This is a genomic window from Enterobacter sp. CM29, from assembly GCF_013179605.1.
In the GTDB taxonomy this organism is placed as follows: Bacteria; Pseudomonadota; Gammaproteobacteria; order Enterobacterales; family Enterobacteriaceae; genus Enterobacter; species Enterobacter intestinihominis.
The window spans coordinates 1-14,363 of the sequence record NZ_JABMCU010000113.1 but is presented as its reverse complement, the minus strand read 5'-3'; the positions used below and the strand labels follow the sequence as shown (position 1 = coordinate 14,363).

General features: G+C 59.9%; 9 protein-coding genes. 2 read left to right on the top strand and 7 right to left on the bottom strand.

Annotation, left to right across the window (positions count from 1 at the left end; genetic code table 11):
- Positions 1 to 1,020, bottom strand: a 1,020-nt coding sequence (locus HP459_RS14560; protein WP_171936388.1) for a NarK family nitrate/nitrite MFS transporter, incomplete at its 3' end; no start/stop codon positions are given.
- 309 nt (positions 1,021 to 1,329) lie between these two features.
- Here HP459_RS14560 and narX point away from each other — a divergent pair.
- Together narX and narL are read left to right on the top strand one after the other, a co-directional pair.
- On the top strand, positions 1,330 to 3,126 hold the full coding sequence (gene narX / locus HP459_RS14555; protein ID WP_171936387.1) for a nitrate/nitrite two-component system sensor histidine kinase NarX: 1,797 nt from the start codon (positions 1,330 to 1,332) through the stop codon (positions 3,124 to 3,126).
- On the top strand, positions 3,119 to 3,769 hold the full coding sequence (narL, locus tag HP459_RS14550) for a two-component system response regulator NarL (protein ID WP_003856701.1): 651 nt from the start codon (positions 3,119 to 3,121) through the stop codon (positions 3,767 to 3,769). The genes narX and narL overlap by 8 nt, the downstream gene beginning before the upstream one ends.
- 1 nt (position 3,770) lies before the next feature.
- Here narL and HP459_RS14545 read toward each other — a convergent pair whose 3' ends face one another.
- The 6 genes from HP459_RS14545 to HP459_RS14520 all read right to left on the bottom strand — a co-directional run.
- The gene (locus HP459_RS14545; protein ID WP_058646426.1) at positions 3,771 to 5,189 is read right to left on the bottom strand and encodes a YchO/YchP family invasin; all 1,419 of its coding nucleotides are present in this window, start codon (positions 5,187 to 5,189) and stop codon (positions 3,771 to 3,773) included.
- A 174-nt stretch (positions 5,190 to 5,363) separates the two neighbouring features.
- Positions 5,364 to 7,841 carry a nitrate reductase gene (locus HP459_RS14540; RefSeq protein ID WP_171936386.1) on the bottom strand — a complete coding sequence of 826 codons (2,478 nt, stop codon included), beginning with the start codon at positions 7,839 to 7,841 and terminating at the stop codon, positions 5,364 to 5,366.
- Positions 7,838 to 11,824 (bottom strand): nitrite reductase large subunit NirB, encoded by a 3,987-nt coding sequence (gene nirB / locus HP459_RS14535; protein ID WP_171936385.1) that lies wholly within the window; start codon positions 11,822 to 11,824, stop codon positions 7,838 to 7,840. The genes HP459_RS14540 and nirB overlap by 4 nt, the downstream gene beginning before the upstream one ends.
- 12 nt (positions 11,825 to 11,836) lie before the next feature.
- Positions 11,837 to 12,625 (bottom strand): ABC transporter ATP-binding protein, encoded by a 789-nt coding sequence (locus HP459_RS14530; RefSeq protein ID WP_042715167.1) that lies wholly within the window; start codon positions 12,623 to 12,625, stop codon positions 11,837 to 11,839.
- Positions 12,626 to 12,634: 9 nt separating this feature from the next.
- Positions 12,635 to 13,513: a nitrate ABC transporter permease gene (ntrB, locus tag HP459_RS14525; protein WP_022648369.1), complete on the bottom strand. Its 879-nt coding sequence runs from the start codon at positions 13,511 to 13,513 to the stop codon at positions 12,635 to 12,637.
- Positions 13,514 to 13,515: 2 nt separating this feature from the next.
- Positions 13,516 to 14,363 (bottom strand): CmpA/NrtA family ABC transporter substrate-binding protein (locus tag HP459_RS14520; protein WP_171936384.1); only part of this gene is annotated, 848 nt, incomplete at its 5' end.

Sequence of the window (14,363 nt, the reverse complement as noted above, 5' to 3'; positions counted from 1 at the left end):
AGGCAGCGTCAGGAACAGCAGTGCACAGAAGATGGCCATCAATACAAAGTTCACCAGCGTAACGCGCGTTCCGCCCAGACGGTCGGAGATCATCCCGCCCAGCGAACGTGCCAGCGCGCCAATAAACGGACCGAAGAAGGCAAACTGAAGGATCTGTACGTCCGGGAACTGGGTTTTCGACAGCATGGCAAAGCCTGCGGAGAAACCGATGAACGAGCCGAAGGTCGCCAGATACAGCAGTGCCATTACCCACAGGTGGCCACGTTTCAGAACCGGCAGCTGCTCGCTCAGGGACGCTTTGGACGCGGACAGGTCGTTCATGAAGAACCATGCCGCCAGGGTAAAGACCACCAGGAACGGTACCCAAATCCAGGAGGCATTTTGCAGGAACAGCACTGAACCGTCGGGCTGCGTCACACCGCCGCCGCCAAACGCCGCAAAGATGGAGACCGAGATCGCCAGCGGAGCAATCAGCTGCATCACGCTCACGCCCATGTTACCCAGACCGCCGTTAATGCCCAGCGCACCACCCTGCTTCGCTTTCGGGAAGAAGAAGCTGATGTTTGCCATACTGGACGCAAAGTTCGCCCCCGCAAAGCCGCACAGCAGAGAGATAATCACGAACACGCTAAACGGTGTAGAGGTATCCTGCACCGCAAAACCGAGCCACACGCACGGCACGATCATGATCCCGGTACTGAAAGCCGTCCAGCGACGACCACCAAAGACCGGCACCATAAACGCGTAAGGAACGCGCAGCAGTGCGCCTGAAAGCGACGGCAACGCAGTCAACATAAACAGCTGATCGGTGGTAAAGGTAAAGCCCACTTTTGGCAGGTTAACCGCAACCGCACTGAACAACATCCAGACGCAAAACGCCAGTAACAGACATGGCACGGAAATCCACAGATTACGACTTGCTATACGGTGGCCGCGCTGTTGCCAGAACGCCGGATCCTCTGGACGCCAGTCTGTAATAACGGCACCAGTTTCCCTTTCGGGAGCGGAAGAGTGACTCATAGACACCTCTGATTCTCGAATGATGCTGCAAACATTAGGGCTTTAGGGCGGCGGTAAGTTGATATAAATCAAAGGAAAAGTGGGAGGTTTTGCGGCGAAAAAAAAGCCATCACTCTTAATGAGTAGATGCAAAACGTAAAAAAGGTGTGGTTTTTCACGGTGCTGACGCATCCCTGCTTCGTCCACCCACTAACCGTTACCTCTCTGGCAATTTAGAGGTAATCCTTTATTGGTATGGGTATACTCCAGGGTATGCACCAGAATAGCGCCATTCCTGCAATCAGGTCACGTCAGGAGCCCGGCAACTCTATGTTAAAAAGATGTTTATCTCCGCTGACGCTGGTTAACCAGCTGGCGCTTATTGTTCTGCTGTCCACCGCTATCGGTGTGACCGGCATGGCTATTTCTGGCTGGCTGGTACAGGGTGTGCAGGGTAATGCGCATGCCATCAACGAGGCAGGCTCGCTACGTATGCAGAGTTACCGGCTGCTGGCGTCGGTGCCGCTGACGCAGGCTGACCAACCGCTTATCGACGAAATGGAGCGTACCGCATTCAGCCCTGAACTGGAAAGAGCCGCCATCCGTGACGGCCAGCAATCTCAGCTTAAGGCGCTTCAGGGCTACTGGCATACTCAGCTGGAGCCCGGGTTAAAGCGGGCGGAAGACCGGGAAACGGTCGCCCAGGATGTCGCCGGGTTTGTTTCACGCATCGATCATCTCGTCTCCTCGTTCGATCGCACCACAGAGTTACGCATTGACCGCGTAGTGATGGTTCACCGCGCAATGGCGCTGTTTATGGGTTTGCTGCTGATTTTCACGGTTATCTGGTTGCGCGCGCGGTTGCTTAACCCCTGGAAGCAACTCCTGGCGATGGCCCGCGCCGTCACACAGCGCGATTTTACCCAACGCACGCACATCAGCGGGCGCAACGAAATGGCGATGCTCGGCGAGGCGCTCAACACCATGTCGGCGGAGCTATCTGAAAGCTACGCGGTACTGGAAAAACGCGTTCAGGAGAAAACCGCCGGGCTTGAGCAGAAAAACGAGATCCTCTCTTTCCTCTGGCAGGCGAACCGTCGCCTGCATATGCAGGTACCGCTTTGCGAGCGTCTCTCGCCGGTACTGAACGGCCTGCAAAACCTGACTCTGCTCCACGATCTTGAGCTACGGGTTTATGACGTTGAAGATGAGGAAAACCATCAGGAATTTACCTGTCAGTCGGACGTCTCCTGCGACGATAAAGGGTGTCATCTTTGCCCGCGCGGCTTGCCGCCGCTTACCACCAGCGGCACGACCCTCAAGTGGCGGCTGATGGACAGCCATACCCAGTACGGTATTTTGCTGGCCACCCTGCCCGCCGGACGTCATCTGAGCCACGACCAGCAGCAGCTGGTCGATACTCTTGTAGAGCAGCTCACGGCCACGCTGGCGCTCGACAGTCACCAGGAGAAACAGCAGCAGCTGATCGTGATGGAGGAGCGCGCCACCATCGCCCGCGAGCTGCACGACTCCATCGCCCAGTCCCTCTCCTGCATGAAGATGCAGGTGAGTTGCCTGCAAATGCAGGACGAAGGCATGCCCGAGAGCAGCAAACAGCTGCTCAGCCAGATCCGCAACGAGCTTAACACCTCGTGGATTCAGCTTCGCGAGCTGCTGACCACCTTCCGTTTACAGCTCACCGAGCCGGGGCTACGCCCTGCGCTGGAGTCCAGCTGTCAGGAATTTAGTGCCAGGCTGGGCTTCCCGGTGAAGCTGGATTACCAGTTGCCACCGCGTTTTGTCCCCTCTCACCAGGCGATCCATGTGCTGCAAATTGCCCGTGAAGCCCTGAGCAACGTGCTTAAGCATGCCGAGGCGACGGCCGTCACGGTCACCGTCAGCTGCCAGGATAATCAGGTGAAGCTCAGGGTTCAGGATAACGGCCGCGGCGTGCCGGAAAATGCCGAACGAACGAACCATTATGGTTTAATCATCATGCGAGACCGCGCGCAAAGCCTGCGCGGTGATTGCCAGGTTCGCCGGGGAGAGTCAGGTGGCACCGAAGTCGTGGTCACCTTTATACCCGAAAAGCCCCTCATAACTGCTCAAGGAGAAAACCATGACTAATCAGGAACCGGCATCTATCCTGTTGATTGACGATCATCCGATGCTGCGCACTGGCGTTAAACAGCTTGTCAGCATGGCGCCCGATATCACCGTCGTCGGGGAAGCCAGCAACGGCGAACAGGGTATTGAACTTGCCGAATCGCTCGATCCTGATTTGATCTTGCTCGATCTCAACATGCCGGGCATGAATGGCCTGGAAACCCTCGACAAGCTGCGGGAGAAATCCCTCTCTGGCCGGGTGGTGGTCTTCAGCGTCTCAAACCATGAAGAAGACGTGGTCACCGCCCTCAAGCGGGGGGCAGACGGCTATCTGCTGAAAGATATGGAGCCAGAAGATCTGCTCAAGGCGCTGCAACAGGCTGCCGCAGGCGAGATGGTGCTGAGTGAAGCGTTAACGCCGGTACTGGCCGCCAGCCTGCGTGCGAACCGCGCCACGTCTGACCGTGACGTCAGCCAGTTGACCCCGCGCGAGCGCGACATTCTGAAGCTGATTGCTCAGGGTCTGCCGAACAAAATGATCGCCCGCCGTCTGGACATCACCGAGAGCACGGTCAAAGTGCATGTCAAACACATGCTGAAGAAAATGAAGTTAAAATCCCGCGTCGAAGCCGCCGTCTGGGTGCATCAGGAGCGCATTTTTTAACTTACTCATCCGGCAGCAACTTCCACCGTGGATCGTCGGCAGGCATTGCGACGAGCGGTTGCACCACGGAAAGCGTGATCTCATTGGAGGAGACACGCTGCCCATCCTTATCTTCCACCACGGCCGTAAGCCGCCATTCGTTTTTCGCCCCTTCCGCGTCGTTCCAGGCGGGCATGATTATGCTCCAGCCATCGCTGCTGTTGCTGTTTGCCGGTGAGGTCAGGCTGAGCGCCTGGGTATCACCCAGCCAGTGGATCTGACGGATACCGTGCGTGCTGCGAATTTGCAGCTTCAGCATCACAGTTTCGCCTGGCTTAAGATCCCACGGCGGCGTGGCCAGATAGACCGAGAGGGTTTTACGCTGACGGAATTCCATCACGGGCAGATTATCACGCTCAGGTGAATCATAGCGGCTGCCCCGCAGCGAGCGCGTCGCCGCCACTTCCCCGGCGGAAAGCTGTTTCGCCAGCGGCACGCCAAAGCGATAGTTGAGCTTCAGCCCGAGGTTATTCTGGCTAACGCCGCTCTCCCCCTGCTTATGGGCAGCCGTCAGGGTGACCAGCGGAACGGGGGTATAGTTCAGCCCCAGGTTGACCGCAACCGGGTTGTGATACCCCGTACCGCTGTTAAACAGATCGACGTTATCGCCAAAATACTGTTCAAAGCTGACGCTGGTGTTCAGGTGATGAAACCAGGGAAGCCAGGCTTTGGCCGTTACGTCGTACCCGCGCGCCATGCGCTGCTCCCGGATGTCGGAACGCGGCTGCCAGCCAGCGAACGGCTGGTAGTAATTGGCCGACAGGCGAAGGTTTTCGCCCCACGCCTCTGCGCCCAGTCCGGCACGTTGCAGGTTGTCTTCCAGCAGGTTGTCGTAAAAGGTGTTGTAGCCCAGCAGCCAGTTTCCGGCAACCCAGCGCTGCCCGATCCCGACGTTGCTCACCAGCCCGTCTGTCTGCTGCGTCAGGCCAAGCTGGCTCCAGCTCAGATAGCGGGTGTTGTCGTTCCAAGGGATAAACCAGCTTCCGCTGCTGCCGTTAAAGTTACCGTCGTCATCCACCAGTACATTGACATTGGCGTTACCCCAGGGGGAAAGCCAGGATTCAATCTGCTCGTTGACTTCCCCGCTGACGGCATCCCGCACCTTGCCAAACGCGAACTGTCGCGCCTGCTGACCGGCCGTCAGGCCGTTATCGATCATACTGGCTTCACCGAAGGCCTTTGCCATTTCAGCCAGGTGCTTTTCGCCTTCGGTAGTCGGTTGCGCCATACCGAGATCCGGCAGACTATCGCCGTTATTATCAAACGGGTTTTGCGCCTGCTGCACGAAGGATTTCGGCGCACCGTGAACGGCTCCAGCCGTAAGAAGGGGGAGTAACAGCAAAAAATGGATGCGGGACGATACAGCCTTCAACGTCGTCAATCAGAACCTGTGTTTATGAACAAACACTTATTATGTTAACGCCATAAGCCCTGAAAACCAGTCTTAACAGAAATTTCAGGAATATCCTGAACAGAATTGTCGGGTGGCGGCTTCGCCTTACCCGACCTACAAATTCGTGCCGGTGCGAAGCCGCCACCTGACGCCTTTACACTATTATCCCAACAACCCTTTCAGCTCCGGCAGGCAGGAGCCGCAGTTCGTACCGCAACGCAGCTTCACGCCCAGCGCTGCGGCAGAATTACAGCCTCCGGCTATCGCCTTACGTATCGTATTTTCACCCACGCTAAAGCAGCTACAGATAATTCGCCCGGGATCGGCATCTTCGCCCGGCCGTTGTCCGTGCAGCAGCGCGTGGCGTTCAGCGAGTTGTACGGGCGCAGCAGCAAAGGCTTCTTCAATAAACGCATGCGCCAGCGCCGGCAGCGTCTGGCCTTCCCAGTAGCCCAGCATCAGCTCGCCGTGATGCCAGGCGAGCACGCTGCTGCGTTCTCCCGTCTGTGCCACCTGTAACTGCCAGCCCCGACCGCTGGCGTACGCCATGACCCACGACAGCAACGGCTGCTCCCCCGCCACCGTCAGACGTGAGGCTTTACGCCACCAGCATACCGACGGCGGCAGCGCTGGCAACTCGCGGGCATACAGCTCCCCCTGCCAGGCGGGTAGCCAGGGCAGGATCCTCACCGCGGTTTGTTTACTCTCCGGCTGGCCGGACCAGGCATCAACCCGCCCTTCCACCAGCGCGTTGACCTTCCCCTGCCGGGCAAACTGCGCGTTCCAGTGCATCGGCGCAAACAGCTCGCCCGCACGCTGTGCGGTAGAGATACGTACTCTGGCAACCATGACCCCGCGCGGGGAACTTATCCGCGCCAGCTGGTCGTCAGTCAGCCCCGCGCGCGCCGCATCGGTTGCGTTCATCTCAATAAAAGGCTCATCGATATGCTGCATCAGGCGCGAAACATACCCCGTGCGCGTCATGGTGTGCCACTGATCGCGGATCCGCCCGGTATTCAGTATCAAGGGGTACAATTCGTCGACGCCTGCCCCATGCGAGGAAGGGTCAACCGGTACAAGCTTTCTTTGCGGGAAATCACCGGCATGCCACTGATAAGGCGCCAGCTCGTCCCACGCCTCTCGCGACAGCGACGCCAGTTCGCGCAGGTTTAGCGCCCGTTCGCCGTTATTTTCAAACGCCGTCAGCGCCGCATGTTCACAAAATATCTCATGAGGGTGTTCCCAGGCGAAGGCATCGCCATAACCGAGCTGCTCTGCGATCCGGGCGATGATCCACCAGTCCGGTCTGGCCTCGCCCGGCGCAGGCAGAAACGCGCGCTGGCGCGAAATACGCCGCTCGGAATTGGTCACCGTTCCGTCTTTTTCGCCCCAGCCCAGGGCGGGAAAACGGATATGAGCAAACCGGCTGGTGTCCGTCTCCTGCATCACCTCAGATACTATTACCAGCGGGCAGGCTGCCAGGGCCTGGCACACCGCGTGGCTGTCGGGAAGTGACACGGCAGGATTGGTGCCCATGATCCACACCGCCTTCACCTCGCCGCGGGCAATCGCGTCAAACAGCTCTACCGCCATCAGCCCCGGCGTTTGTGCCAGCCGCTCGGTTCTCCAGAAACGCGCCACGCGCGAAAGATCGTCCGGCTCGAAGTTCATGTGCGCCGCCAGCTGGTTCGCCAGCCCACCCACTTCCCGCCCGCCCATGGCGTTTGGCTGTCCGGTCAGCGAAAACGGGCCGCAGCCCGAACGATTGAACTTCCCGCTGGCAAGATGCACGTTAATGATGGCGTTACACTTGTCGCTGCCGCTGGAGGACTGGTTGATCCCCATGGTGTAGAGCGTGATCGCGCGTGGCGCAGTGACAAACCAGTCGTAGAAGGTGCCAATCTCGTCTGAAGGCAGATCGCAAAACGCGGCCACGTGAGGAATCTGCCACTCGCCGCTCCCCTGAATCAGATTGAGCAATCCTACAAACAGCCCGGCGTCGCTGCCGGGCTTAAGCGCCAGATGCAGGTCAGCGACATCGCAGGTGGCGGTTTTGCGCGGATCGATCACGATCACTTTCATCTGCGGGTTGCTGCGTTTTGCCTGCACCAGCCGCTGATACAGCACCGGATGCGTCCAGGCCGCGTTTGAGCCAACGAGTACCACCAGATCGCTGTTTTCCACGTCCTCGTAGCTGCACGGCACAATGTCTTCACCGAAGGCGCGTTTGTAGCCCACCACCGCTGACGACATGCACAGCCGCGAGTTGGTATCAATGTTCGCCGCCCCGATAAAGCCTTTCATCAGCTTGTTGGCCGCATAGTAATCCTCGGTCAACAGCTGGCCGGAGGCATAAAACGCCACCGCCTGCGGCCCCCATTCGTTGATGATCTTCCGTAGCCGCTCGCCCGCTTCACCCAGCGCCTGCGGCCATGCCACCTCCATGCCGTCAACAACCGGGCGCAGCAGACGTCCCTGCAACCCCGTCGTTTCCCCAAGGGCAGATCCTTTTACGCACAGGCGACCAAAGTTCGCCGGATGAGTTTCATCCCCACGAATGCTTACCGCGCCATCTTCCACACTGGCGACCACGCCGCAGCCCACCCCGCAGTAAGGGCACGTTGTACGGGTTTCCGTCATGAGGCCTCCGCACGCATCACCAGCTCTTGGCTTCCAACCCAAACCTTGCCGTTTTCAATTTTTACCGGCCAGGCGCGCACCACGGGTTCGCCGTTCTCCACCTGACATCCATCGCGCAGACGTATGCGCTGCTTGTAAAGCGGGGAAATCACCACCGGCTCGCCCGCTGCATCGCCAAGGATGCCGCGCGAAAGCACGTTCGCGCTGCTGCCCGGCTCCAGGTCGTCCAGGGCATAAACGGACGTTCCAAAGCGGAACAGCGCAATCGGTTTTCGGCCAAGCCGCGCGCCGATGCCCGCCTGCTCGGGGATATCATCGATGCCGCAAATTTCCTGCCAGCGCTTGCTCTCCGCCGCGGCAGGGACATTCACCGCGGTGCGGAACAGCGCCAGGCGATCAGGATCGTTGAGGGTGGTTTGCCATTCGCACTGATAGGTCTCCACCACCCGGGCCATCTCCTGCTCCAGCTCGTGGGCGATCCCAAGGCTGTCGTTGAGGATCACCTCGCGCAGATAGTCGAGGCCGCCTTCCAGGTTATCCATCCAGGTACTGGTGCGTTGCAGACGATCTGCCGTGCGAATGTAGAACATCAGGAAACGGTCAACGGTGCGGATCAGCGTTTCGTCGTCCAGATCGCTGGCAAAGAGATCCGCGTGGCGCGGCTTCATCCCGCCGTTGCCGCACAGATAAAGGTTCCAGCCCTTGTCCGTGGCAATCACCCCCACGTCTTTGCTCTGCGCCTCTGCGCACTCACGGGTACAGCCGGAGACCGCCATTTTGATTTTGTGCGGCGCACGTAACCCCTTGTAGCGATGCTCCAGTTTGACCGCAAGGCCGGTGGAGTCCTGCACGCCATAGCGACACCAGGTCGACCCGACGCAGGATTTCACCGTGCGCAGGGATTTACCGTACGCATGACCGGTCTCAAACCCGGCCTCCACCAGCGCCTGCCAGATTTCCGGCAACTGTTCGAGCGTGGCGCCAAACAGGTCAATACGCTGTCCGCCGGTGATTTTGCTGTAAAGGCTATAGCGTTTCGCAATCTGGCCGATGGCGATCAGCCCGTCGGCCGTCACTTCCCCGGCAGGCATGCGCGGCACGATGGAATACGTTCCGTCCTTCTGAATATTGGCAAAGTAGCGGTCGTTGGTGTCCTGCAGCGGCAGATGCGCCGGTTTCAGCAGGTATTCGTTCCAGCAGGAGGCCAGCACTGATCCCACCAGCGGTTTACAGATCTCACAGCCGTGCCCTTGTCCGTAACGGCTGATAAGCTGGTCGAAGGTCCGGATATGGTTGACGCGCACCAGGTGGTATATCTCCTGACGCGAGTACGGGAAGTGCTCACAGATATCTTTTTTCACCTCCACGCCCTGCTCCGCAAGCTGGAACTCCATCACCTGCTTCACCAGCGCGCTACAGCCTCCGCAGCCGGTCGCCGCTTTGGTGCACTGCTTAATGGCGCCGATATCCGTTGCGCCCGCGCTTACCGCCTGGCAGATATCCCCTTTGCTGACGTTATGACACGAACAGATCTGCGCGCTTTCCGGCAGCGCCGCCACGCCCAGCGCTTTCGGCGTGCAGCCTGACGACGCGGGTAAGATCAGCGTTTCCGGCTCTTTTGGCAGACTGATGCCGTTAAGCATCATCTGCACCAGCGTGGCGTATTCGCTGGCATCGCCCACCAGCACGCCACCCAGCAGGGTTTTGCTGTCGTGACTGACCACAATTTTTTTGTAGATTTGCTGCGGCCCGTGCGTCCACTGGTAGCTCAGCGCCCCCGGCGTGCGCCCGTGGGCATCGCCAAACGACGCCACATCCACACCCAGCAACTTGAGTTTGGTACTCATATCCGCGCCGGTGAAGCGCTTCTCCTCACCCGCCAGCACAGCGGCAGTCACGCGCGCCATCTGGTAGCCCGGTGCCACCAGGCCAAAGATTTTCCCCTCCCACAGCGCGCATTCCCCGATGGCAAGCACGTCCGGATCGGAGGTCCGGCAGCCGTCGTCAATACAGATCCCGCCGCGCTCGCCAATAGCCAGCCCGCTGCTGCGTGCCAGCGCGTCCTGCGGACGAATACCGGCAGAGAAGACGACCATGTCCGTTTCCAGCTGTTCACCATCGGCAAAACGCAGCACCAGCCCGTCGTCTGCGGTGGCAATCTCCGTCGTCGATTTACTGGTGTGTACCCCTACGCCCAGCGCCTCAATTTTCCTGCGCAGCATTGCCGCACCGTCGCTGTCGAGCTGCACCGCCATCAGGTTCGGCGCAAACTCCACCACGTGGGTTTCCAGCCCTAGCTGCTTAAGCGCATTCGCCGCTTCCAGCCCCAGCAGGCCGCCGCCAATTACCACGCCGCGGCGAGAGCCTGCCGCATGGGCCGCAATGTTGTCCAGATCGTCGAGGGTGCGGTAGACAAAACAACCCGGCAGATCGCTGCCCGGAACGGGCGGTACGAACGGGTACGAGCCGGTCGCCAGCACCAGCTTATCCCAGTGGGTTTCATGGCCGCTGGCGGTACGCACAACGTGTGCATCACGATCGATAGCGACAATCTGCTGCGAGAGGCGCAGTTCAATGCCGTTATCGGCAAAGAACTCCCCCGCCACCAGCGAGAGCGAGTCCGCGCTGCGTCCGCCAAAATATTCCGACAGATGCACGCGGTCATAGGCCGCATAGCGCTCTTCGCCAAAAACAATAATCTGATACTGCTGATGCAAATTGCGGTTAACGCAGTCTTCGAGGAAATGATGGCCGACCATACCGTGCCCAACCACCACCAGAGTAGGTTTTGTCATAGCGTTCTGTCCTGCAACCTGCGGTTGCGTTGTGAAACGATCGAACAGCCAGTCCGCGTGGGCGGGCGCAGCCGTTGCCAGTAAATCGGTAAAGGTTGCCGCGCTGCGGCAGTCACCCAGCAGCAGCACGCCAGCCAGCGTCCCCTGATGGATCAGTAAACATCGATAGTGACGGGTCAGCGGATCCCATGAACTCCATACCACATCGTCCGCCTGCGCCGTCGCGCGTCCGAGGCTGAACAGCTCCACGCCGGTCACCTTAAGACGCACGCCGTTGTCGGTCCGGGTAAACGGCGCGGTGATCTCCCCGGCCAGCCGCGCGGCGAGAATATCCGCCTGCGCCAGACAAGGGGCGACCAGGCCAAATGTCTGGCCGTCAATTTCACAGCACTCGCCGATGGCGTAGATATTCGGCACGGAGGTTTGCATCTGGTGATCCACCACGATGCCGCGCGCGCAGTGAATGCCGCTGGCTTTTGCCAGCGCAACGTTGGGTTGTACACCCGTGGCCAGCACCACGCGCGCGGCGGTGACGCTGTGCCCGTTGAGTAGCGTCACGCTCTTGCCGTTAATCGCCGCGATGCCAGAGGCGAATTCACAGCTAACACCCCGCGCCGCCAGCGCCTCTTCAAGCAGCAGTCCCGCCTGCTGATCCAGCTGCTGTTCCATCAGCCAGGGACCACGATGGATAAGCGTGACGTTGTCACCGTTGCGCGCCAGCGCTGCCGCTGCTTCCACGCCAAGTACGCCACCGCCCAGCACTACCGCCGGACCGGAGAGGTTCTGGATGGCGCGGGTCTCTGCCAGGGTGCGAAAGGTGAACACATGCGGCGCATCGCCGCCGGGGATCGGCGGCACTACAGGGGTAGACCCGGTGGCAAACACCAGCGCATCCCAGCCCAGCGTGCGAGCAGAGGTACGCACTTTACGCGCGTTAACGTCTACTGCGAGCACCGTTTCTCCTCGCAGCACCGTCACGCCTCGTGCCGTGTACCAGTCTTCATCGTGCAGACAGATGTGCTCCGCCTGCTTTTCACCACTCAGCACCGGCGAAAGCTGGATGCGGTTGTACGCCTGCTCCGGCTCGTCACCGATGACGGTGATAGCAAAACGACCGGGCACACGCCCGGTGAGCGATGCAATCAGCCGGGTTGCCGCCATACCATTACCGATAATGACCAGTCGCATCGTGCCCCCTCATTACGCCGCTTTCGGCTGTTTTTCGTAGAGGAAATGGAGGATCTGCTGGCGCATGTGGTGATAGCGGCTATCGTCCGCCAGCTGCACCCGGTTGCGCGGGCGCGGCAGATCGACGCGCAGGATCTCACCCACGGTGGCCGCCGGGCCGTTGGTCATCATCAGTACGCGGTCAGAGAGCAGTACCGCCTCGTCCACATCGTGGGTGATGAGCACGATGGTGGTGTTCAGCGCCTGCTGGATCTGCATCACCGAGTCCTGAAGATGGGCACGCGTCAGCGCATCGAGCGCGCCAAACGGCTCATCCATAAGCAGCACTTTCGGCTTCATTGCCAGCGCCCGGGCAATACCGACGCGCTGCTTCATACCGCCGGAGATCTCCCCGGGGCGCTTATGCAGCGCGTGGCCCATCTGCACCCGGTCGAGATTGTGCTCAATCCACTCTTTGCGCTCGGCCTTACTCATGGTGCGACGGAAGACCTGATCCACCGCCAGCGCCACGTTGTCGAAGCAGGTTAACCACGGCAGCAGCGAATGATTCTGAAACACTACCGCACGCTCAGGCCCCGGCCCGGCGATTTCGCGGTTGTCGCAAATCAGCCCGCCTTCCGTCGGCAGCGTGATCCCGGCGATCAGGTTTAACAGCGTCGACTTGCCGCAGCCGGAGTGACCAATCAGACTGACGGTTTCGCCCTCGTGGATATCAAAAGAGACGTTTTGCAGCGCCAGAAACTCGCCGCTGGCGGTGGAAAAACGCTGGCTCACGGCCTGGACCTGAATTAAAGGTTTCATCTTCACTCCTTATTTTTCCTGCCAGCTAAAGCGACGGGCGATCAGCATCAGCCCCTGCTCCAGCAGCAACCCGACCACGCCAATGATGACGATGGCGATGAGAATGTTTTCAACGTTGAGGTTGTTCCATTCATTCCAGATCCAGAAGCCAATGCCTAAACCTCCGGTGAGCATCTCGGCGGCGACAATCACCAGCCAGGCAATGCCAATGGAGAGACGTACCCCGGTCAACACCGCAGGCAGCACGGCGGGGAAAAGAATGCGGCGCATGATGGTCCACTCTGAGAGTTGCAGCACCCGGGCCACGTTGAGGTAGTCCTGCGGAATACGGCGCACCCCTTCGGCGGTGTTAATGACCATCGGCCAGATGGAGCAGATGAAAATGGTCCAGCTCGACGCGGGCTCCGCTTTCTGGAACAGCAGCAGGCCGATAGGCAGCCAGGCCAGCGGGCTGACCGGACGCAGGAGCGCGATCAGCGGGTTGAACATGCGGGAGAAAAAGGTGAAGCGCCCAATCAAAAAGCCCAGCGGAATGCCCGCCAGCGCCGCCAGACCGAAGCCGATGGCGACGCGCTGCAACGACGCCAGCACGTTCCAGCCAATGCCCATATCGTTTGGCCCGTCGCGATAAAACGGATCGGCAAACAGGGTCATGGCCGAATCGAGCGTGCTGAGCGGCGTCGGGAAACCTTTACTGTTTATCGCCGCCAGCTGCCAGAGCACCACCAGCAGACCGAGACCGAGCAGCGCCGGGATGACGCGCTGTAAAAACTCATTCATCCGACGCGTAAACGCTGGCGCACGACGGCGAACCTGTAGCGGAGGCAGGACAATCACTTCCCCGCTCTCTGACTTCTCTTGTGGTTGCGTATTTTGCAGATGCTGCATACTCAGGCCCCTTTACGGTGAATGGCGAAGCGGTTGGCGTACCCTTCCGGATCGGTGCCGTTCCAGACGGTGCCGTCCATCAGGGTACTGCTGCGATACGGTGATGACGGTGTGGACATGCCGCCCACGGCGGTCGCGGCATCCTGCCAGACCGCGGTCTGGTTAATGCGCTGTGCGATGCCCGCATAATCCGGCGCGGCGTTGAGCAAGCCCCAGCGACGGAACTGGGTTAAGAACCACATGCCGTCGGAGAGATACGGGTAGCTCACGGCACCCTCGTTGAAGAAACGGATCGGGTGCGCATCCTGCCAGCGCTGACCGAGCCCGTTGTCGTATTCGCCGAGCATGCGTCCGGTGAGGTACTGTTCCTTGCAGTTGAGCCATGCGCGGCGCGAGAGGATCTGCGCGGTTTCACGTTTGTTTTCCGCTGACGCCTCGATCCAGCGCGCGGCTTCCATCACGGCGCTCACCAGCGCCCGTGCGGTGTGCGGATTTTTCACCACCCAGTCGCGTCGGGTGCCGAGGATCTTTTCCGGGTGATCGGCCCAGATGGACTGTGACGTGGCGGCGGTAAACCCGATGCGGTCGTTAATCGCCCGCGCGTTCCACGGCTCGCCGACGCAGAACCCGACCATGTTGCCGATGCGCATGTTCATCACCATCTGTGGCGGCGGGACCACCACAGTGCGCACGTCGTCAAACGGGTTAATGCCCGCACTGGCCAGCCAGTAGTAGAGCCACATAGCGTGTGTCCCCGTCGGGAAGGTATGCGCGAAGGTGTAGGTTCCCGGTGCCTGCTGTGTAATCAGCTTTTTCAGCCCGTCGAGATCACGAACGCCCTTCTCCGCCA